Below are 19589 nucleotides of genomic sequence, written 5' to 3'. Positions count from 1 at the left end.
TATGAAGTCATATCGTCCGCACATACGAAGAAATGTCGAGCGTGTGGAGCTCGGACCGTGATCCACGCACCCGCCTCCCCGCCCCGCGGCTCGGCAGACACGCGCAGCGACGGGAAGCCGGTTCCATGACCTCGCACCACCCTCCGCGTCCCCTCCTCCCCGCCAGGTCCCGGCACGCCCTCGCGGCCTGCACCGCCCTCCTGCTCGGTGCCACCGCCACGGCCTGCGCGGACCCGGCGGGGGACCGCACCGCGGCGGGCCGCACCCCGGCCGCCTCGTCCGCGACCCCGGCCACCGGCGGCACCGCGAGCCCGGCCGCGCCCACGACCAGCGCGAGCCCCCCCGGCGAACGCGGCTTCACCCTGGTCGCCACCGGGGACGTGCTCCCGCACGATTCGATCATCCGCAGGGCCAGGGCCGACGCGGTCGGCGAGGGGTACGACTTCGCCCCCATGCTCGCCGGGGTCCGGCCGGTGATCTCCGGCGCCGACGTGGCCATCTGCCACATGGAGACGATCTACGGAGCGGAGGGCGACTACTCCGGCTACCCCGCCTTCAAATCCCCTCCCGAGGTCGCCGCCGGACTCCGGGCCACCGGCTACGACTCCTGCTCCACCGCCTCCAACCACACCCTGGACGACGGTGTCGAAGGAGTCACCCGCACCCTCGACGCCCTCGACCGCGCCGGTGTCAAACACGCCGGATCGGCCCGGACCGAGCGGGAGGCGCGCACCCCCGCCTGGCTGACCGGGGGCACCGCGAAGGTCGCCCACCTCGCCTACACCTTCGGCACCAACGTCAACCCCCTGCCCGAGGACATGCAGTGGGCCGTCAGCCCGATGGAGCCGGAACTGATCACCCGGGACGCCAGGGCGGCCCGGGCCGCCGGCGCCGACGTGGTCGTCGTCTCCCTGCACTGGGGCACCGAATGGCAGGAGGAGCCCGACGAGGACCAACTCGCCGTGGGGGAGCAGCTCACCGCGCTGCGCACCGGCGACCGGCCCGACATCGACCTCATCATCGGCACCCACGCCCACGTCCCCCAGGCGTACGAGAAGGTCAACGGGACCTGGATCGTCTACGGCATGGGCGACCAGATCGCGGGCGACATGATGAACTACGACGGCGAGTGGGACGCCCGCGGCAACGAGGGCAGCATCGCCCGCTTCACCTTCCGACCCCCCGTCCGCTCCGGCACCCGGTGGGAGGTCGACAAGGCCGAGTTCCTGCCCCAGTGGTTCGACACCGGACGGGGCCGCGTGGTGGACCTGACCAGCTCCCGGATCGCCGACGGCACGGAACCGGCCGAGGTGCGCGAGCGGGTGCGCGAGACCGTGCTCAGCCGGGGCGCCGCCAAGGACGGTCTGACCATGGCACGTTGAGTCGGACTCCCACGGCGGCCGAAGTGCCCCGGCGCGCCGTGGGGAACGGTGGCCGCCCCCCGGCGCGTCCCCGCACGCCGCGACCAGCGGAGCATGGCAGACTGCCTCCGGTTCCGGCCGGACGGCCCTTGCTCCCATCGGGTGCATTCGGACGGCGCTCCGGAAACGGTGAGCCGTCCGACGGGTGAGCCGTGCGACGGATTAGTCATGAAAGACGATCGGACGACACCCATGCGTCGGGCACTGCTCCGCGGTGCCGCGGCCCTCGGCGTGGCTGCCAGCGCGGGTTGCTTCGCGACCGACCCGGCGCGCACACCCGGCCGGGCCGCCACCGGCGCCGCCGCGACCGCTCCGGGAGCCCCGGCCCCCGGAGCCCCGGCCATCGCCCCCTTGAAGCCCTCGGCCTACCGGCTCCAGCCCCTCACCGGCTACGGACCCCCGGCCCGGACCCGGGTCGTCGTCAAACCCGCTGTGCGTCGCGCCCCGATCCTGCGGATCGACAGCGGTGGGCGCCGCACCATGGTCCTCACCTTCGACGACGGGCCGGACCCCGCCTACACCCCCGACATCCTGCGGGTGCTGCGCGAACACCGCGTGCCCGCCGTCTTCTTCGTCTGCGGCGAACAGGTCCTCTGGAACAAGGGCCTGACCCGACGCATGGTCGACGAAGGGCACCTGGTCGGCAACCACACCTGGAGCCACCCCCTGTTGCCCTCGCTCTCCCGGAGCGCGATCCGCTCCGAGATGCTGCGCACCAGCGAGATCGTCGAGCACACCGTCGGAACGGCCCCCGAGTGGTTCCGCGCACCGTACGGCGCCTGGAACCGCTCGGTGTTCCAGATCGGTGCCGAACTCGGGATGGAACCCCTCGCCTGGAACATCGACACCCTCGACTGGGACACGCCCGGAACCGCCGCCATCACCCGGTCGGTCCGCCAGGGTGCGGGTCCCGGGGCGGTGGTCCTCTCCCACGACGCCGGCGGCGACCGGTCCCAGACGGTTCGGGCCCTGCGCATCTGGCTCCCCGAACTCCTCGCCGAGGGGTACGAGATGGTACTGCCGGACCGCACGGTGGTGTGAGGCGCGCGGACGGACGGGGGCGGGAGCGGGCCGGAGTTCCCGCCCCCGTCCGTCCGGGCCGACCCGCTCAGCGGACGTCGATCATGCGGGCGAACACCACCACGTTCCCGTCGTAGCCGCCCTGCTGCGAGAAGCCGCCACCGCAGGTGATCACCCGGACCTCGGGGTACCCGGTGTCCCCGTACACCTCGTCGCCGGGGAAGTTCTCCTTCTGGAAGACCTCGATGCCGTAGATCTCGAACACCGCGGTCTTGCCGTCGGCCCGGTGGATCTCCACCTTGTTCCCCTTGTCGAGCGCTCCGAGCCCGTAGAAGACGGCAGGCCCCCGGGTGTTGTCCACATGGCCGACCACGACCGCCGTGCCCTTCTCGCCGGGGGACACCGCGCCCGAGAACCAGCCCGCCAGGTTGGGGTCCTCCGGCGGCGGCGCGTCCACCCATCCCTGCGAGTCCAGCGCCACCGGCATCATCGGCGCGTCCACCCGGATCGCCGGGATGGTCACCCGCTCCGCGCGGGCGAAGGGCAGCGCCTCCAACTCCTCGCCGTCCACCGGGGCGGGGGCCGGTCCGCGGCGGTCCGTGGCCGCCACGGAGGCCGGCTGCGGGGGGCCCGTGTCGAACTCGCCCGACCCGTTCCGTATCAGGGCGAGACCGGTCAACAGCACGAGCGCTATCACCCCCCAGGGCGCGCGCTTCTTCGGCCGCTCGGCCTCGAACGGCTGGGACGCTGACATGGTCCATCCCCTCTCGACGCGACCCCCGGCCGGCCGTGTCGTCGGTGCGTACGAGCAAGCTAAGCGCGGTGCGCGCGGGCGGCGACGCGGCAGGTGCGAACGGGTGGTGCCGTCGAGCCGCCGTGCGCCATCCGGGTCGGCCCCGTGCGGAAATTTCTGACGGTCCGTGACCTGCGGTGATGGCGCAGCGCACGGGGTGGCCGGGGGCGTGCGCTCACCGGGACGGGCGAGCGTCGACATGCGCGCCCGCGCCCGCCCCCTGAGGGTCGGGTACGGAGGCGCTCTCGCCGACCGACCGGGGACCGTACCCCGGGGCGCCTGCCGCGGAGGATGTCCATGCGTAGTCTCCGAGCCCTGGTGGTCTCGGCCGCCTTGGTGGCCGCCGTCGGGGCCACCGCCCCCACCGCGACCGCCGGGAACGACCAGAACAACAACGGCAACAACAACGGCAACAACGAGCAGATCGGTAACATCACCGCCCACCCGAGCGTGATCTCGGCGGGCGGACGCCTCACGGTCACGGTCGACGGACGCGCCTGCGGCAACGGCTCCGTCGAGTCACCCGCCTTCGAACGCACCCGGTTGACCGGCCTCGGCCGCGACGACCGGGACGGACGGGGCACCGCCACCGCCACCGTCACCGTCCACCGCTTCGCCTCGGCGGGCTCCCACGAGATCACGGCCGAGTGCGACGGTCGGCGGCACACCCGGCACCACGCCTTCACCGTCATCGGCGGGGTGCGCGGCGGCCTCGGCGGCAGCAGCGAGAGCGGCGCCACCCGCACCGACATGGCGATCGGCGGCGGCCTCGTCGCGGCGGCGGCCATCGGCGGCGGACTCTTCTGGATGCGCCGCCGCGCGGAGAACCGGGCCTGACCGCCCGCCCCTCGGAACGCACGGGACAGCCCTCTTCCCCGGACCGGTCGAGTCCGGGGAAGAGGGCTGTCCGAGGTGGCCGTCGGGGAATCGGCGGGACGTCGTCACGGTGGCCTCAGGAGGCGTTCTCGTCGGTCCTCCGCCGGGTCACGTACCAGGCCGAGCCGATCGCACCGCCGATCAGAGCGGCACCGAGGCCGATCTCCCCCAGGTCGAATCCGGCGACGGTCCCGCCGATGCCGGCCCGTACCCCGCGCCGTTCCTCAAGGTCCGTCCCGCTGTGGTGGTCGCCCTCCGAGCGGCTGCCCGCGACGGTGAGGTGCAGGGTGCGACTCGCGCCCTCCTCGCAGGAGAACGTCACCGCGTACTCGGCGCCCGCCCGCGCGTCCCAGTCGACGGTGACCGAGCGCGAACGGTCGCCCGAGCGCAGCCGCACCGTGTCGAAGACGCCCGAGGTCACCCGGGTCTCCCCGGAGCAACCGGCCGAACGCAGGGTGACCTGCCCGCCCGCGGCGATGGTGGTCGGGGCGGCACTCACGTCGAACCGGTCGTGACCGGAGCCCTGCTCCTCCTCCGTGCCGCGGTCCTCGGCGGTCGCGATGGGAGCCGCCAGGGCCAGGGCGCTGGCGATCAGTGCGGTGCCCGCCAGCGCGGTGGCCGAGGCCAGGCGTATCGCGCGCATGATGCATCCTCCGGTCCCGAGGGGCAGCCGCGGACCTGTTCCGCTCGTTGTCGGTCGTGTCCCTCGTTGCCCGACACGCTAGGTACGCCCTCCGCGGCCCGCGATCGCTGTCGGGCGAACGGGGTACGGGGCTGGGCCGTGCGGGGGAACCGCCACACCGGTTCCGTCGCCCGCACGGGGGAGGACAACGGCGTGGCGCCGCCCGGTCAGCCGTACATGGCCACCCGGTGGAAGGCCGCCAGCGCGTCGTCGGCTCGGGTCGTGGCCAGGGTTCCCCCGCCCCAGACCGTGCCCCCGTGGCCCCCGGAAGACGCCCTGGCCGGGACCCTCCATCGGGTGCAGGCCGAGGCCGTTGGAGTGCACCCCGGCCTACCGCCCGGGGTGCCGACGGCAGGTACTCGGCGAGACCACTGGTGTGGTTGAGCAGCATCCGCACCGTGATCAGATCACCGCGGCCTCGGGGAGCCAGTGCCGGAAGGTACCGGCCGATCGGCGCGTCGAGACCGATCCGACCGCTCTCGACCTGGTGCAGGACCACAGCGGCGGTGAAGGGGCGCCCGGTGGCGACGTCGGCGACCCCGAACGCTTCCCGGCGCTGGCCCGCTTCGCCCGGGACCTGAGCCCCCTCGGCGCGGACCGCCGCGCCGCGTTCGAGGAGATCCTCACCGCCCAACTCGCCCAGATCGAGACCGCGACCCGTCCGAGCTAGCCGCCGGCCGGCTCGGATCGGGTCGGGTCGGGCGGTCAGGACCCGAGGTCCGGGAACAGGGTCAGGAACGGTTCGGCGCCGTCCGCGACGCCCTGGCTGTAGGGCGTGTCGAAGTCCCAGATCAGGAAGAGCAGGAAGGCGATCAGCGCTGAGAACAGCCCGGCCAGCAGCAACTCCCGGGCGGTCCTCCTGATCTGGAGTGCGAACATCATCCCGAGCGTGACCAGCGCGCCGATGATCAGTCCGAACCACACCACCCCGGGCATCGTCGGCTCGGCCGAGGCCCCGCGCCCGTTGCGGGCCTGGTCGGCCACCGTCACCTGGTCGACGAGCGGTTGGTACGCCTGTGCCTCGAAGTCGTTCGCCGGCTGGTAGTCGGTCACGTCGTGGCGGATGCGGTCCATCAGTTCCTGGCCCCGGTCGGTCAGTGCCCCGGTGTCCGCCATCTTCTGCCACTCGACGTCCACCACGTGGCCGACATAGGCATTGACGTCGGCGCGGATGCGGTCCCGGGTGTCGGCAGGGTAGACCCGTACGCGTTCGTCGATCTCATGGAGGGCACGTGCCTCCGTGCGGACGTGGTCGTCCGCCGCGCTGCGGGCCTCCCAGACGCCCGCGATGGCCAGTCCCAGGACGATGGCGTACACCACGCCGATCATCATGGTGATGTACTCGATCACGTCAGGGGTCTCCGACGGGTCGTCATCGACCCCGATCCTGCGGTGCTGGAGAAGCGTTACGGCGAGGACGACACCACACGCGGCAACCATCGCGAGGGTGAGAACAAGCCATTCCGGCATCGATCAATCCTTCTGAAGGTCAGCGCGGGCGCAGCGCGGCGACGGCGAGCACTGCGGGCGCGGTGATGAGCAGGGTCATGGAGACGAGGGAGGGGCCGTGTCGAGCCGGGGCGCGACGCACGGTGGGCCGGTACTCGGGGTACGTCACCTTCTTCGGCGACGGCCGCGCGCTGGGTCGGGCCGTGGGTTTCGGGGAGGTCCGTACCGCGGACGGCGACGGGGACGGCTTGGCCACGGGCACCGGCTGAGGGCGGGGCGTCGTCGACGGTGGCGACGGTGCCGGCCGCTCCGGCGCCCGGCGGGTCGGGGCCGGTGACCGCGGGGGAGTGGGCCTCGCGGAGGGGGTCGGGGACGCTTCGGTCGGCGTCGGCGTCGGCGTCGGCGTCGGCGTCGGCGTGGGTGTGGGTGTCGGCGTGGGTGTGGGTGTCGGCGTGGGTGTGGGCGTCGGGGTGGGTTTCGGTGTGGGAGTGGGTTTCTGTGTGGGGCTGGGCTTGGGCGGGGTGGGCTTGGGGGTCGGCTTGGGCGGGGTGGGGTGCGGGGAACAGAAGGGGGCGCTGCCCGCGACCGCCACTGCTCCACCGCCGTTCCCGGTGGACGCGTACGCGCAGGCGTCCACCGGGGCGAGGGTCACGGGGCCCGACGGCGACAGGGCCACGGCGGGCGCAGCGGCCAGCCCCGCGAGCGCAAGGGGAGCGAACGCCCGTATCAGCATGGCGGACCAGGTCCGCCGGTATCCATACACGACCTTGAGCATGGAGGGAGCGTTCCGACCTCATGCTTCGCGTGGACATAAATGCTCCGAACGGGTGATCGTGCGGCGTGGCGAGTTGACGAACGCCCGAGCCATGGGGGGCGGTCCTCGCGGGTGCGGGCGGGGTGCCGCACACCCGGTGGCGCCCCCTCCGCGAACTTTTTTCGAAGTCGTTGAACGCAGTCGTGGCCCTGGTCCGTACTTGGGGTCACGAGCGGTGACAGTGGCCCGCTCAACACCCCAGTAAAAAATAGGGAGTTGGCCATGAAGACCTGGCGGACCGCCTCACTCGCGGTGACGGCCGCGGCCGTGCTGGCCCTGACGACGGCGTGCGGCCAGGGCGGTGCCGAGCCACCGGCGAGCGGGCCGAACGTGGGTGCGGCGGCCCCCGCCGGGGCTGGGGCGGGTGCCGCATCGGCCAGTCCCGACGGGGCGGGCGACGGGTACGGCTCCGGAGCGGATCCCGCGGGCGCCGAGAGGACGAAGCCCGCGGGGCGGCTCGCCGTCCGCAGCGACGCGAAGCTCGGCGACCTCCTCACGGACAGCGCCGGATTCACCCTGTACCGCTTCGACAAGGACACGGCCAAGCCCTCGAAGTCCTCCTGTGCCGGCGTCTGCGCGACGGCCTGGCTCCCGGTTCCCGCGGACGGCGCGCGTGCCGCGGCCGGCATCGACGCGAACCTGCTCGGCACCGTGACCCGCGCCGACGGCACCGAGCAGCTGACCGTCGCCGGTTGGCCGGTGTACCGCTTCGCCAAGGACGAGAAGGCGGGCGACACCCGGGGGCAGGGGGTCGGCGGGACCTGGTTCGCCGCCGCGCCCGACGGCACCAAGGCCCGGCCCGCCGAGAGCCCGGGACTGTCGACCCGGGTGGACCGCCGCCTCGGCGAGATCGTCGTGGACGGGAACGGACGGACCGTCTACCGGTTCACCAAGGACTCGGCCTGGCCCATGAAGAGCGCCTGCACCGGCGCCTGTCTGGAGAAGTGGCCGGTCGTCACCCCCGTCGCGAAGGCCGACACCTCGGGCATCCTGCTCAAGCGCTACGTCACCTTCGACCGCCCGGACGGTGCCGAACAGCAGACCATCGACTGCTGGCCGCTGTACACCTTCGCCGGCGACAAGAAGGCCGGCGACACCAACGGGCAGGGTGTGGCAGGCACCTGGTTCGCCGTCAGGCCGGACGGCAAGCTCGTCAAGCAGTAACACCCGGGGCTCCGCCGACGCAGACGCAGTGGGCCGTCCCGCACGGTCCCGGGAGCGGAAGGCGCCCCACGGGTACCGCCGGAACCCGGTCCCTGACGAACGGAAAGGCGCGCGAGATCGACATCGGGTGCGCACGGCCGGGCCGGTCCGCTCTTCCCGCACGACCCGGGGGAAGAGCGGACCGGTCCGTTCGACGTGCGTTCCCTCCTCGCCGGTTGCCAACCGGGCCGATCCGGCGGTATTCGTACGACCATCCATCGGCACTTGCCGGTGGCAGTGACCGAGAACGGACCGCCAATTTCCGCTTTGACTCGCTCCCTTGGCGGGCGATCAGTAGCCTCAGCTCGAACACCGTCCGGACGACGCGTAGGAGACTGCGATGGACCGCCCCTCCTGGGCCCCCCAGGGCATTGACATCACGGTACCGAGCGTGTCCCGGATCTATGATTTCTACCTCGGAGGTTCACACAACTTCGAAGTGGACCGGGAAGCCGCCCGACGGGCCATGGAGTTCATTCCCGCCATCCCCAAGGTCGCGCAGGCGAATCGGGCTTTCATGCGCCGGTCGATCGAACTCGCCGTTGCCGAAGGCGTGACGCAGTTCCTCGACATAGGTTCCGGCATTCCCACCTTCGGCAATGTCCACGAAGTCGCCCAGGCCGCTGATCCGTCAGCCCGCGTGGTGTACGTCGACCACGACCCCGTGGCCGTCGCGCACAGCAAGGCGGTGCTGGCCGACAACGAGCTCGCCGACGTCGTCGGTGCGGATCTGCGCCGGCCCCGTGAGATCCTCACCTCCGAACCGGTCGGAAGACTGCTCGACCTCGACCGGCCGGTGGCGCTCCTCCTCGTCTCCGTGCTCCACTTCGTGCAGGACGCCGATGACCCGCACGCCGCGGTCGCACAACTCCGGGACGCGCTCGCCCCCGGAAGCCTGCTGATCATCACTCACGGTTCGTACGAAGGGATGAAGATCGCCGCGGAACGCGCGGAGGGGACCGTGGACGTCTACAAGAGCACACGCAATCCGCTGATCATGCGCTCGCGCGAAGAGATCGCGCGGTTCTTCGAGGGATACGACATGTGGGAACCCGGGCTCGTGCCGCTGCCGTACTGGCGGCCCGAAACCGATCCGAAGGAGGCGGATCCGTCGTTGTTCGGCGGATTCGTCGGGGTGGGACGCACAGCGTGAGCGCGGAGCCGGACGGGCCGGAAGACAGAGCGCGTAGGTTCGCCACCATCTGGAGCCGCACCATCTACCCGGTGACGGCGACCTCCCGCACCCGGATCGAATTCGAACGGGAACTGCTGCCGCTCGCCCGGCGGCTGCGGGACGCCCTCCTCGCCCGCGTCTTCGACGCGGCCGAGGGCAAGGCGATCGGCGCGGGCCTGGTCCACGCGCACTGCACCGACCCGGAGGCGCTGAGCCGTACGCTCGACGTGTTCGAGGCGTACCTCGTGCTGTACTGCGGCGGCGACGGTCCGCAGGAGGAGTTGCAGGCCCGTTCAGCGCGGCTCCAGCACGCCGCGGCGGCCGGGTTCGCCCAGGCACTGCGCGAGCGCACCCTGTCCGAGCAGGAGGCCATCTCCCGGGCCGCGCTCATCGCCCGCAGCACGGTCGCCGAGGCCCTGCACGCCAGCGAGGCGCGCTTCAGGGCGGTCTTCGAGGGCGCGGCGATAGGGATCTGCATCGCCGACCTCGACGGCATGGTGCTGGAGGTCAACGACGCCCTGGTCCGGATGTTCGGCAGCGGTGAACGCCAACTGCGCGGCCGGCCCCTCGTCGAGTGGACCCATCCCGACGACCCGCCCCACGTGTGGCAGCTGTACTCCGAGCTGATCCGGGGTGAGCGGGAGCACTACCGGGTGGAGAAGGCGTTCCACCGCCCCGACGGCACCGCGCTGTGGACCAACCTCACCGTCTCCCTGCTGCGGGGCGCCGACGGGGAGCCGCAGTACCAGCTCGCCTTGATGGAGGACACCACCGAACGCCGCCTGCTCAACCTGCGGTTGCGCTACGAGGCCACCCACGACGCCCTGACCGGCCTGCCCAACCGCACGCTGTTCTTCGAACGGTTGGAGAAGGCGCTCTCCGCGGGCGAGGGCCAGCGCTTCGGGCTCTGCTACCTCGACCTCGACGGCTTCAAGATCATCAACGACAGCCTCGGGCACGCGGCGGGCGACCGCCTCCTCGTGGAGGTCGCCGACCGGCTCCAGGGGTGCGCCACCGCTCCCGGCGAGATGGTCGCCCGGCTCGGCGGTGACGAGTTCGTGGCGCTCACCACCGGGACCGGCACCCAGGCCGAGGTGGACGAACTCGCCGGACGCATCCTCGCCGCCCTGTCCACCCCCATCCTGGTCGACGGCCGGGAGCTGTCCGTGCGCGGCAGCATCGGCATCGTGGAGGGCCCGGCCGGGGAGCGCGGCGCCGCCGAGGTGCTGCGCAGCGCCGACATCACCATGTACCGGGCCAAGTCGGCGGGCGGCAACCGTTACGAGATGGCCGACGAGGAGGCCGACGCCCGGGCCATCACCCGGCACGGTCTGACCACGGCACTGCCCACCGCCCTGGAACGCGGCGAGTTCTTCATCGAGTACCAGCCCCTCGTCCAACTCGGTGACGGCAGCGTCAGCGGTGCCGAGGCGTTGGTGCGCTGGTCCCATCCCCAACACGGCGTCCTCGGCCCGGACCGGTTCATCCCGCTCGCCGAACGCACCGGGCTCATCGTCCCGCTCGGCCGGTGGGTGCTGGAGGAATCCGTGCGCCAGGCGTGCCTGTGGCAGGAACGGCACGGTGACGCCGGCGGGCCGCTCCGCGTCAACGTCAACCTCTCCCCGTGCCAGCTCACCCATCCGGGGCTGGTCTCGGACACCGTGGAGATCCTGGAACGCGCGGGTCTCGCACCGGCCGCGCTCTGCCTGGAAGTCACCGAATCGGCATTGATCGGTGCCGACGACGACCTCCTCAAGCCCCTGCGGCGACTGGCCGAGATGGGCGTCGACATCGCCTTGGACGACTTCGGCACCGGTTACTCCAACCTGGCCAACCTCCGCCGTCTGCCCGTCAGCGTCCTCAAGCTCGACCGCTCCTTCACCCAGGGCATGCAGCAGTTCCCCGCCGACCCCGTGGACCTGAAGATCGTGGAGGGCATCGTCGCGCTCGCCCACAGCCTGGACCTCGCGGTGACCGTCGAGGGCGTCGAGACCGGGGCCCAGGCCGAGCAACTGCGCGAACTGGGCTGCGACACCGCCCAGGGGTGGTACTACGCACGTCCGGGACCGCCGGACCGACTGCACGAGTTGGCCCTCGCCGACGCCACCGGCTGACCGTCCCGGCGGGCCCGTCCCGACCCGCTCGGCGAAGGGCTCCTGGGCGAGCGGGCGGCAGGACCGTTCCGGCGGGGCGGGGCGGGGATGGAGAGCGGTGGCCCGGGGTGCTCGGTCGGACCGCCCGCGCGGCCCGTGGCAATTCGGTTGCCCCCGCCCACCGGCCGCGGCCACCATGTCCCGATGGCTTCCCCCTCCCCTCACGACGGCCGCGCGAGCATCGACGCGGCGCTGGTCAAACGGCTGATCGCCGGGCAGTTCCCCCGGTGGAGCGGACTCGACGTCACCCCGGTCGAGGTCGACGGCTGGGACAACCGGACCTACCGGCTCGGCGGGACGATGACCGTCCGTCTGCCCACGGCCGCGGGGTACGCCGCCGCGATCGCCAAGGAGACCCGGTGGCTACCGGTGCTCGCACCGCTGTTGCCGCTGCCGGTACCGCCGATCGTGGCGCAGGGAGAACCGGCCGAGGGGTATCCGTACGCCTGGTCGGTCCGGGGCTGGTTGGACGGTGAGGTCGCCCGGCCCGAGCGCATCGACGACCTCACGCGCTTCGCGGGATCGGTGGCCGACTTCCTCCGGGCCCTCCGACGCGTCGACGCCACCGGCGGGCCGGCCGCCGGGGCCCACAGCTTCCACCGGGGCGGTCCGCCGGCCCACTACGACGGCGAGACCCGGCGCGCCCTGACGGCCCTGCACGGCCGTGTCGACACCCGTCGCGCGGCGGCCGTCTGGGACGCGGCGCTGAACGCGCCCTGGCAGGGGGCGCCGGTGTGGTTCCACGGCGACTTCGCCGCGAACAACCTCCTGGTCTGCGACGGCGAGCTGGCCGCCGTCATCGACTTCGGCACGTGCGGGGTGGGCGACCCGGCCTGTGACCTGGTGATCGCCTGGACGGAGTTCTCCGGCGCCAGCCGTGCGGCGTTCCGCGGCGCCGTCGACCAGGACGACGCGACGTGGGCGCGGGCCCGTGGCTGGGCCCTGTGGAAGGCGCTGATCTCGCTGGCCCGACCCGGCGGCGACCCGGAAGAGACGGCAGGGCACCACCGCGTGGTCGACGAGGTCCTCGCCGACCACGACCACGCTGGTTGACCCGGGCACGGAGTCCTGCGCGGGGGCGGGCCGCTCAGACGCGTACGGCGGTCTCCCGGCCCAACAGCAACCGCTGGAGCTCCCGGGCCGCGCGCGGCGGCGCCACGTCGCTGCGGTGGGCGAGCGCGATGGTCCGGTGCAGTCCGGGGCGGGACAGCGGGGTGACCCGGAGGTCCAGGCCGGGGCGGGTCGCCACCATCCGGGGCACCACGGCGACCCCGAGGCCCGCGCGGACGAAACCGAGGACCGCGTCCAGTTCCCCGCCCTCGACCGCGAAGTCGGGTTCGAAGCCCTCGGCGCGGCACGCGGCGACCGTCAGTTCCCGCAGGTCGTAACCGTGCCGGAACATCACCAGGGGCTCGCCCGCGAGGTCCGCCACGCGGACCTCGCCGCCGCGGCCGGGCGCCGGGGCGTCCGGCGGGGAGACCACCACCAGCTCCTCCCGCAGCACCTCGACGGTGGTCAGCGCGGGCGACGGGGACGGCAGGGGGAGCACCACCAGCGCCAGGTCCAGCGCGCCCCGGGCCAGCTCGCGGACCAGGTCGTGCGAGCCGCCCTCCTCGATCACCAGCTGGATGCCGGGATAGCGGTCGCGGAAGGTGCGCAGCACCTCGGGCAGCAGTCCGGTGCACAGGCTGGGCGTGGCGCCGAGCCGGACCCTGCCCCGCCGGAGCTGGGCGAGTTCCTGCACTTCGAGACGGGCGGTGTCGACGTCCGCGAGGATCCGCCGGGCCAGCGGGAGCAGTGCCTCGCCGGCGTCGGTGAGGGTGATGTTGCCGCGGGCCCGCAGGAACAGGTCGGCCCCGAGCTCCCGCTCCAGGGCCCGTACCTGTTGGGAGAGCGAGGGCTGTGCGACGTGCACCAGCTCGGCAGCGCGCGTGAAGTGCCGGGTCTCGGCGACGGTGACGAAGTAGCGGAGCTGTTGCAGCTGCATGGGACCAGTGTAGAGGGCCCCATAGTGCCCAGCTATGGAAATGAGCTAGTCCATGTCTTGGACCGATCAGAAGGGGGCCCGTAGCGTGCTGTGACATGGCTCTGGCAACGCGGACGGACCGACGGTCGTCCATGACGCGCACCATCTGGGACTCCACCGTCGGCAAGAAGACCGTGATGGCCGTGAGCGGCCTGATCATGCTCGGCTACCTCGTGGCCCACATGATCGGCAACCTGAAGATCTTCTTCGGTACGAGTTCCTTCAACGAGTACGCACACTGGCTGCGGACCCTCGGCGAGCCCATCCTGCACTACGAGTGGGCGCTGTGGCTGGTGCGCGTCGTCCTGGTCGTCGCCGTGGTCGCCCACGGAGTCTCCGCGTACCAGCTCAGCCGCCGGGACATCAAGGCCCGACCCACCCGGTACGTCCACAAGAAGCCGCGGACCAGCTACGCCACCCGCACCATGCGCTGGGGCGGGGTCATCCTGCTGCTGTTCCTCGTCTGGCACATCCTCGACCTGACCACCGGCCACGCCCACCCCGGTGGCTTCGAGCAGGGCCGCCCGTACCAGAACGTGGTCGACACCTTCTCCACCTGGTACGGCAACGTCGTCTACATCACGGCCGTGCTCGCCCTCGGGCTCCACGTCCGACACGGGTTCTGGAGCGCCGCCCAGACCCTCGGTGTGGGCAGCAGGTCCCGGGACCGCCTCCTCAAGACCTCCGCGAACGCGCTCGCTCTGCTGCTGACGGTCGGCTTCGTCTCCGTGCCCGTCGGCGTCATGACCGGATTGGTGAGCTGACCATGGCCCCCCACGAGTACCACGCCTACACGACCGGCGAGCCGCTGGTCGACGCCAAGGCCCCGAGCGGCCCCATCAACGAACGCTGGGACAAGCGACGCTTCGAGGCCAAGCTCGTCAACCCCGCCAACCGCCGCAAGCAGACCGTGATCGTCGTCGGCACCGGCCTCGCGGGCGGCGCGGCGGGCGCCACGCTCGCCGAACAGGGCTACCGCGTCGTCCAGTTCTGCTACCAGGACTCCCCGCGCCGGGCCCACTCGATCGCCGCGCAGGGCGGAATCAACGCGGCGAAGAACTACCGCAACGACGGTGACTCGATCCACCGCCTCTTCTACGACACGGTCAAGGGCGGCGACTTCCGCGCCCGGGAGTCCAACGTCCACCGGCTCGCCCAGGTGTCCGTCGAGATCATCGACCAGTGCGTGGCCCAGGGGGTGCCCTTCGCCCGCGAGTACGGCGGACTGCTCGACACCCGCTCCTTCGGCGGCGTCCAGGTCTCCCGCACCTTCTACGCCCGCGGACAGACGGGCCAGCAACTCCTCATCGGCGCCTACCAGGCCATGTCCCGGCAGATCGCCGCGGGCACCATCGAACTGCACGCCCGCACCGAGATGCTCGACCTCATCGTGATCGACGGGCGCGCCCGGGGCATCGTCGCCCGCGACCTGGTCACCGGGAAGATCGACACGTACTTCGGCGACGCGGTGGTCCTCGCCTCCGGCGGCTACGGCAACGTCTTCTACCTGTCGACCAACGCGATGAACTCCAACGCGACCGCGATCTGGCGCGCCCACCGCAGGGGCGCGTACTTCGCGAACCCCTGCTTCACCCAGATCCACCCCACCTGCATCCCGCGCACCGGCGACCACCAGTCCAAGCTCACCCTGATGAGCGAGTCGCTGCGCAACGACGGCCGCATCTGGGTCCCCAAGGCCCAGGGCGACACCCGACCCGCCGGCGAGATCCCCGAGGACGAGCGCGACTACTACCTGGAACGCATCTACCCCTCCTTCGGGAACCTCGTCCCCCGCGACATCGCCTCCCGCGCGGCCAAGAACGTCTGCGACGAGGGCCGCGGCGTCGGCCCCGGCGGCCAGGGCGTGTACCTCGACTTCGCCGACGCGATCGCACGCATGGGCCGGGACAAGGTCGAGGAGAAGTACGGCAACCTCTTCGACATGTACGCGCGGATCACCGCGGAGAACCCGTACGAGACGCCGATGCGGATCTACCCCGCCGTCCACTACACGATGGGCGGACTCTGGGTCGACTACGACCTCCAGACCACGGTGCCGGGGCTCTTCGCGATCGGCGAGGCGAACTTCTCCGACCACGGGGCCAATCGGCTGGGGGCCTCCGCCCTGATGCAGGGCCTCGCCGACGGGTACTTCGTCCTGCCGTCCACCATCAACGACTACCTGGCCCGCCACCCGCACGGCGCCGACGAGGACGTCACCGACGACCACCCCGCCGTCCAGGAGGTCCTGGCGGAGACCGGGGACCGGCTCGCCCTCCTGCTCGCCGTCGACGGCGACCGCACCCCCGACTCCTTCCACCGCGAACTCGGCGAACTCATGTGGGAGTTCTGCGGCATGGCCCGCAGCGAAGCGGGCCTCCACAAGGCACTGGAGCGCATCCCGCAGATCCGCGAGGAGTTCTGGCGCCGGATCAAGGTCCCCGGCACCGGGGAGGAGTTCAACCAGTCGCTGGAGAAGGCGAACCGCATCGTCGACTACCTCGAACTGGCCGAGCTGATGTGCCTGGACGCCCTGCACCGCGCGGAGTCCTGCGGCGGCCACTTCCGCGAGGAGTCCCAAACCGCCGACGGCGAGGCGCGCCGCGACGACGAGTCCTTCGCGTACGCGGCGGCCTGGGAGTTCACCGGCACCGGCACCGCACCCACCCTGCACCGAGAAGACCTGGTCTTCGAGTACGTCCACCCCACCCAGCGGAGCTACGCATGAGGCTCACCCTGCGCGTCTGGCGCCAGAAGAACGCCGAGGCCGACGGAGCCATGTCCACCTACGAGGTGGACGGCATCTCACCCGACATGTCCTTCCTGGAGATGCTCGACACCCTCAACGAGGAACTGATCCTCAAGGGCGACGAGCCGGTCGCCTTCGACCACGATTGCCGCGAGGGCATCTGTGGCGCGTGCAGCCTCGTCATCAACGGCGACGCCCACGGCCCGGAGCGCACCACCACCTGCCAACTGCACATGCGCTCCTTCGAGGACGGCGACACCATCGTCATCGAGCCCTGGCGCGCGGCGGCCTTCCCGGTGGTCAGGGACCTCGTCGTCGACCGTTCCGCCTTCGACCGGATCATTCAGGCCGGCGGTTACGTCAGCGTGCCCACCGGTTCGGCGCCCGAGGCCCACGCCACCCCCGTGCCCAAGCCGGACGCCGACTTCGCCTTCGAGCACGCCGAGTGCATCGGCTGCGGGGCCTGTGTCGCCGCCTGCCCCAACGGCGCGGCGATGCTCTTCACCTCCGCGAAGGTCAACCACCTCGGCGTGCTGCCGCAGGGCGCGCCCGAACGGGAGAGCCGGGTCCTCGACATGGTGACCCAGATGGACACCGAGGGCTTCGGCGGCTGCACCCTCGCCGGAGAGTGCGCCACCGCCTGCCCCAAGGGCATCCCGCTGGTCTCCATCACCCGCATGAACCGCGAGTGGCTGCGCGCCACCCGCGCCTCCGGCAAGCGCTAGCCGCCCCGCCGTCGGGCGCCCCCAGGACCGTTCGCCACCATCCAGCGAACGGACGGGGCCGGGAGTGGTGCTCATCCCCGGCCCCGTCAACCGGCGCTCCACCCCAGTTCCCGGGCGAGGAACGGAGCGGTCCGGCTGTCGGCGCTCCCGGCCACCGTCTCCGGCGGCCCCGCCGCCACCACCCGGCCGCCCTCGTCGCCGCCGCCGGGCCCCAGGTCCACGACCCAGTCGGCGTCCGCGACCACGGACATGTCGTGCTCCACCACGACCACCGTGTGGCCCGCCGCGACCAGTTTCCGCAGCTGACGCATCAGCACCTCCACATCGGCGGGGTGCAATCCGGTCGTCGGCTCGTCCAACAGGTAGAGGGTGTGCCCGCGCCCGCCCCGCTGGAGTTCCGTGGCCAGCTTGATCCGCTGCGCCTCGCCCCCGGACAGCTCGGTCGCCGGCTGACCGAGCCGCAGATAGCCGAGCCCCACGTCGAGCAGCGCCCCGAGACTGCGCCGCACCGCCGGCGCGTCCGCGAAGAAGGCCGCCGCGGACTCCACCGTGAGGTCCAGCACCTCGGCGATGTTGCGGCCCCGGTGACGCACCTCCAACGTGTCCGGCCGGTAGCGGGAGCCACCGCAGTCCGGACACGGCGCGTAGGTGCTCGGCAGGAACAGCAGCTCCACCGACACGAACCCCTCGCCCTGGCAGGTCTCGCACCGCCCGCCCGCGACGTTGAACGAGAACCTGCCCACCCCGTACCCGCGCTCCCGGGCCGTGTCGGTCGCGGCGAACAGCTTGCGCACCGGGTCGAACAGCCCCGTGTACGTGGCGAGGTTGGAGCGCGGGGTACGGCCGATCGGCCGCTGGTCCACGCTCACCAGCCGGCCCACGCCCGCGAGCTCCTCGGTGATCGCGCCGATGAACGTCGACTTGCCGGAGCCCGACACCCCGGTCACGGCGGTGAACGCGCCCAACGGCAGCTCCGCCGTCGCTCCGCGCAGGTTGTGCCGGGTGACCGGTCCGACGGTCAGCCACCCGCTCCCCGGGCGTCCCGCCCCGTCCCCGCGGCGGCCGGGGTCCCGCCCGCCGAACAGGAAGCGCGCCGTCGCCGACTCCGGTACGTCCGCGAGGCCGGCCACCGGCCCGCTGTGCAGGACCCGGCCCCCGTGTTCACCGGCGCCCGGCCCGACCTCCACGACCCAGTCCGCGTGCCGGACCACATCGAGGTGGTGCTCCACCACGAACACCGAGTTGCCCGCGGCCCGCAGCCGGTCGAGCACCCCGAGCAGCGCCCGGGTGTCCGCCGGATGGAGCCCGGCCGACGGCTCGTCGAGCACGTAGACCACACCGAACAGGCCCGAGCGCAGTTGGGTCGCCAACCGCAGCCGCTGGAGCTCCCCGGCCGACAGGCCCGGCGCGGTCCGGTCGAGGCTCAGATAGCCGAGCCCCAGCTCCGTCACCGGGGCGATCCGTGACAGCAGGTCGTCGGTGAGGACCCGGGCGGTGGGCGAGTCGTCGCCGTGCGCGCCCAGGGTCCGGGCGAGCTCGGCGAGCGGCAGCGCCGCCAACTCCGCGATGTCCCGCCCCGCGAAGGTCACCGCCAACGCCTCGGCGCGCAGTCGCCTGCCGTTGCACACCGCACAGGGAACACTGGTGAGGAACCGTTCCGCCCGCGCCCGCAGGGTCGCGCTCTTCGAGTCCGAGAAGGTCTTGAGCACATGGCGCCGGGCGCTCGTGTACGTGCCCCGGTAGGGCCGTTGGATGCGGTCCGCCTCCCGGACGGGGTGCACCGTCACGACGGGCTGCTCGTCGGTGAAGAGGATCCACTCCCGGTCGGCCGGCGGCAGTTCCCGCCACGGTCGGTCGACGTCGTACCCGAGGGCGTCCAGCACGTCCCGGAGGTTCTTGCCCTGCCAGGCGCCGGGCCAGGCGGCGACGGCCCCCTCCCGGATCGACAGCGACGGATCGGGGACGAGCAGCGCCTGGGTGGTGTGGTGGACCCGCCCCAGGCCGTGGCACGCCGGGCAGGCGCCCGCGGCGGTGTTGGGGGAGAAGGCGTCCGAGTCGAGCGGGGGCGCCCCCGGCGGGTACGTGCCGGCGCGGGAGAACAGCATCCGCAGGGAGTTCGACAGGGTCGTCACCGTGCCCACCGAGGAGCGTGCGGTGGGGGTGGAGCGCCGCTGTTGCAGGGAGACCGCCGGCGGCAGCCCGGTGATCTCCGCCACCTTCGGCGCCCCGACCTGGTGGATGAGCCGCCGCGCGTACGGCGCGACCGACTCGAAGTACCGGCGCTGCGCCTCGGCGAACACCGTGCCGAAGGCCAGCGACGACTTCCCCGACCCCGACACACCGGTGAACGCGACCAGTGCGTCACGGGGGACGTCGACGTCCACCCCCCGGAGGTTGTGCTCACGGGCGCCGCGCACCCGGACGTACGGGTCGTGGGGAGGGAACGAGGACATCGACGTGCTCCGTACGGGGGCGACACCCGCCCGGGGTCGGTGCCCGTCCGG

Annotated in this window: 16 protein-coding genes and 2 pseudogenes; 11 read left to right on the top strand and 7 right to left on the bottom strand. The window is 72.3% G+C overall.

The window, feature by feature from the left end:
* Nucleotides 1-125: 125 nt before the first annotated feature.
* Nucleotides 126-1382, top strand: a complete 1257-nt coding sequence (locus tag ACFYOU_RS29295; protein ID WP_391309751.1) for a CapA family protein — start codon at nt 126-128, stop codon at nt 1380-1382.
* Between the two features lie 207 nt (nt 1383-1589).
* On the top strand, nt 1590-2462 hold the full coding sequence (locus ACFYOU_RS29290) for a polysaccharide deacetylase family protein (RefSeq protein ID WP_391309750.1): 873 nt from the start codon (nt 1590-1592) through the stop codon (nt 2460-2462).
* A gap of 67 nt (nt 2463-2529) precedes the next feature.
* Here ACFYOU_RS29290 and ACFYOU_RS29285 read toward each other — a convergent pair whose 3' ends face one another.
* Nucleotides 2530-3195 carry a class F sortase gene (locus ACFYOU_RS29285; protein ID WP_389764514.1) on the bottom strand — a complete coding sequence of 222 codons (666 nt, stop codon included), beginning with the start codon at nt 3193-3195 and terminating at the stop codon, nt 2530-2532.
* A 336-nt stretch (nt 3196-3531) separates the two neighbouring features.
* Here ACFYOU_RS29285 and ACFYOU_RS29280 point away from each other — a divergent pair, with 336 nt between their 5' ends.
* A complete protein-coding gene (locus ACFYOU_RS29280) occupies nt 3532-4071 on the top strand; it encodes a hypothetical protein (RefSeq protein ID WP_389764516.1) in 540 nt (179 codons plus the stop codon).
* A 115-nt stretch (nt 4072-4186) separates the two neighbouring features.
* On the opposite strand, the gene ACFYOU_RS29275 is transcribed toward ACFYOU_RS29280, so the two are convergent.
* Complete coding sequence (locus ACFYOU_RS29275) at nt 4187-4753, bottom strand: hypothetical protein (RefSeq protein ID WP_389764518.1); 567 nt, start codon at nt 4751-4753, stop codon at nt 4187-4189.
* Nucleotides 4754-5135: 382 nt separating this feature from the next.
* A pseudogene (locus ACFYOU_RS29270) lies at nt 5136-5345 on the bottom strand (serine hydrolase); the annotation flags it as partial.
* Here ACFYOU_RS29270 and ACFYOU_RS29265 point away from each other — a divergent pair.
* Nucleotides 5328-5462, top strand: a pseudogene (locus ACFYOU_RS29265) (TetR/AcrR family transcriptional regulator); the annotation flags it as partial. The pseudogenes ACFYOU_RS29270 and ACFYOU_RS29265 sit on opposite strands and share 18 nt — an antisense overlap.
* A 35-nt stretch (nt 5463-5497) precedes the next feature.
* Here the strand turns inward: ACFYOU_RS29265 and ACFYOU_RS29260 are convergent.
* Nucleotides 5498-6262, bottom strand: coding sequence for a hypothetical protein (locus tag ACFYOU_RS29260; RefSeq protein WP_391309747.1), 765 nt, complete (start codon nt 6260-6262; stop codon nt 5498-5500).
* 19 nt (nt 6263-6281) lie between these two features.
* On the bottom strand, nt 6282-6410 hold the full coding sequence (locus ACFYOU_RS29255; RefSeq protein WP_387010845.1) for a hypothetical protein: 129 nt from the start codon (nt 6408-6410) through the stop codon (nt 6282-6284).
* An 867-nt stretch (nt 6411-7277) separates the two neighbouring features.
* Between ACFYOU_RS29255 and ACFYOU_RS29250 the strand changes: the two genes are divergently transcribed.
* The 4 genes from ACFYOU_RS29250 to ACFYOU_RS29235 all read left to right on the top strand — a co-directional run bounded on the left by ACFYOU_RS29250 (nt 7278) and on the right by ACFYOU_RS29235 (nt 12638).
* Nucleotides 7278-8219 carry an SCO0930 family lipoprotein gene (locus ACFYOU_RS29250; protein WP_391309746.1) on the top strand — a complete coding sequence of 314 codons (942 nt, stop codon included), beginning with the start codon at nt 7278-7280 and terminating at the stop codon, nt 8217-8219.
* Between the two features lie 379 nt (nt 8220-8598).
* Entirely contained in the window at nt 8599-9411 is an 813-nt protein-coding gene (locus ACFYOU_RS29245) for an SAM-dependent methyltransferase (RefSeq protein ID WP_389764524.1), read from the top strand.
* Nucleotides 9408-11546: an EAL domain-containing protein gene (locus tag ACFYOU_RS29240; protein WP_391309745.1), complete on the top strand. Its 2139-nt coding sequence runs from the start codon at nt 9408-9410 to the stop codon at nt 11544-11546. Before ACFYOU_RS29245 ends, ACFYOU_RS29240 begins: the two co-directional genes overlap by 4 nt.
* Before the next feature lie 183 nt (nt 11547-11729).
* Nucleotides 11730-12638, top strand: a complete 909-nt coding sequence (locus ACFYOU_RS29235; RefSeq protein WP_391309743.1) for a phosphotransferase — start codon at nt 11730-11732, stop codon at nt 12636-12638.
* Nucleotides 12639-12672: 34 nt separating this feature from the next.
* Here ACFYOU_RS29235 and ACFYOU_RS29230 read toward each other — a convergent pair whose 3' ends face one another.
* Nucleotides 12673-13572 (bottom strand): LysR family transcriptional regulator, encoded by a 900-nt coding sequence (locus ACFYOU_RS29230; protein ID WP_389764530.1) that lies wholly within the window; start codon nt 13570-13572, stop codon nt 12673-12675.
* A 95-nt stretch (nt 13573-13667) separates the two neighbouring features.
* Between ACFYOU_RS29230 and ACFYOU_RS29225 the strand changes: the two genes are divergently transcribed.
* From ACFYOU_RS29225 to ACFYOU_RS29215, 3 genes are read left to right on the top strand one after another with little or no spacing between them, the layout of a single operon-like run.
* Nucleotides 13668-14375: a succinate dehydrogenase gene (locus tag ACFYOU_RS29225; RefSeq protein WP_389764532.1), complete on the top strand. Its 708-nt coding sequence runs from the start codon at nt 13668-13670 to the stop codon at nt 14373-14375.
* A 2-nt stretch (nt 14376-14377) separates the two neighbouring features.
* Nucleotides 14378-16339 carry a fumarate reductase/succinate dehydrogenase flavoprotein subunit gene (locus tag ACFYOU_RS29220; protein WP_391309741.1) on the top strand — a complete coding sequence of 654 codons (1962 nt, stop codon included), beginning with the start codon at nt 14378-14380 and terminating at the stop codon, nt 16337-16339.
* Nucleotides 16336-17085: a succinate dehydrogenase/fumarate reductase iron-sulfur subunit gene (locus tag ACFYOU_RS29215; protein WP_389764536.1), complete on the top strand. Its 750-nt coding sequence runs from the start codon at nt 16336-16338 to the stop codon at nt 17083-17085. The genes ACFYOU_RS29220 and ACFYOU_RS29215 overlap by 4 nt, the downstream gene beginning before the upstream one ends.
* A gap of 86 nt (nt 17086-17171) precedes the next feature.
* Here the strand turns inward: ACFYOU_RS29215 and ACFYOU_RS29210 are convergent, their stop codons facing one another.
* Nucleotides 17172-19538: an ATP-binding cassette domain-containing protein gene (locus ACFYOU_RS29210; protein ID WP_391309739.1), complete on the bottom strand. Its 2367-nt coding sequence runs from the start codon at nt 19536-19538 to the stop codon at nt 17172-17174.
* Nucleotides 19539-19589 lie beyond the last annotated feature (51 nt).

This window comes from Streptomyces sp. NPDC005955, assembly GCF_042871255.1.
In the GTDB taxonomy this organism is placed as follows: domain Bacteria; phylum Actinomycetota; class Actinomycetes; order Streptomycetales; family Streptomycetaceae; genus Streptomyces.
This window is presented reverse-complemented; position numbering and strand designations above follow the sequence as displayed.

Bases quoted from the DNA above. Each gene is read 5' to 3' on its own strand.
- ACFYOU_RS29260 (WP_391309747.1), bottom strand. From the start codon at position 6,262: ATGCCGGAATGGCTTGTTCTCACCCTCGCGATGGTTGCCGCGTGTGGT.
- ACFYOU_RS29290 (WP_391309750.1), top strand. From the start codon at position 1,590: ATGAAAGACGATCGGACGACACCCATGCGTCGGGCACTGCTCCGCGGT.
- ACFYOU_RS29275 (WP_389764518.1), bottom strand. From the start codon at position 4,753: ATGCGCGCGATACGCCTGGCCTCGGCCACCGCGCTGGCGGGCACCGCA.
- ACFYOU_RS29295 (WP_391309751.1), top strand. From the start codon at position 126: ATGACCTCGCACCACCCTCCGCGTCCCCTCCTCCCCGCCAGGTCCCGG.
- ACFYOU_RS29220 (WP_391309741.1), top strand. From the start codon at position 14,378: ATGGCCCCCCACGAGTACCACGCCTACACGACCGGCGAGCCGCTGGTC.
- ACFYOU_RS29235 (WP_391309743.1), top strand. From the start codon at position 11,730: ATGGCTTCCCCCTCCCCTCACGACGGCCGCGCGAGCATCGACGCGGCG.
- ACFYOU_RS29245 (WP_389764524.1), top strand. From the start codon at position 8,599: ATGGACCGCCCCTCCTGGGCCCCCCAGGGCATTGACATCACGGTACCG.
- ACFYOU_RS29250 (WP_391309746.1), top strand. From the start codon at position 7,278: ATGAAGACCTGGCGGACCGCCTCACTCGCGGTGACGGCCGCGGCCGTG.
- ACFYOU_RS29280 (WP_389764516.1), top strand. From the start codon at position 3,532: ATGCGTAGTCTCCGAGCCCTGGTGGTCTCGGCCGCCTTGGTGGCCGCC.
- ACFYOU_RS29210 (WP_391309739.1), bottom strand. From the start codon at position 19,538: ATGTCCTCGTTCCCTCCCCACGACCCGTACGTCCGGGTGCGCGGCGCC.
- ACFYOU_RS29225 (WP_389764532.1), top strand. From the start codon at position 13,668: ATGGCTCTGGCAACGCGGACGGACCGACGGTCGTCCATGACGCGCACC.
- ACFYOU_RS29285 (WP_389764514.1), bottom strand. From the start codon at position 3,195: ATGTCAGCGTCCCAGCCGTTCGAGGCCGAGCGGCCGAAGAAGCGCGCG.
- ACFYOU_RS29215 (WP_389764536.1), top strand. From the start codon at position 16,336: ATGAGGCTCACCCTGCGCGTCTGGCGCCAGAAGAACGCCGAGGCCGAC.
- ACFYOU_RS29230 (WP_389764530.1), bottom strand. From the start codon at position 13,572: ATGCAGCTGCAACAGCTCCGCTACTTCGTCACCGTCGCCGAGACCCGG.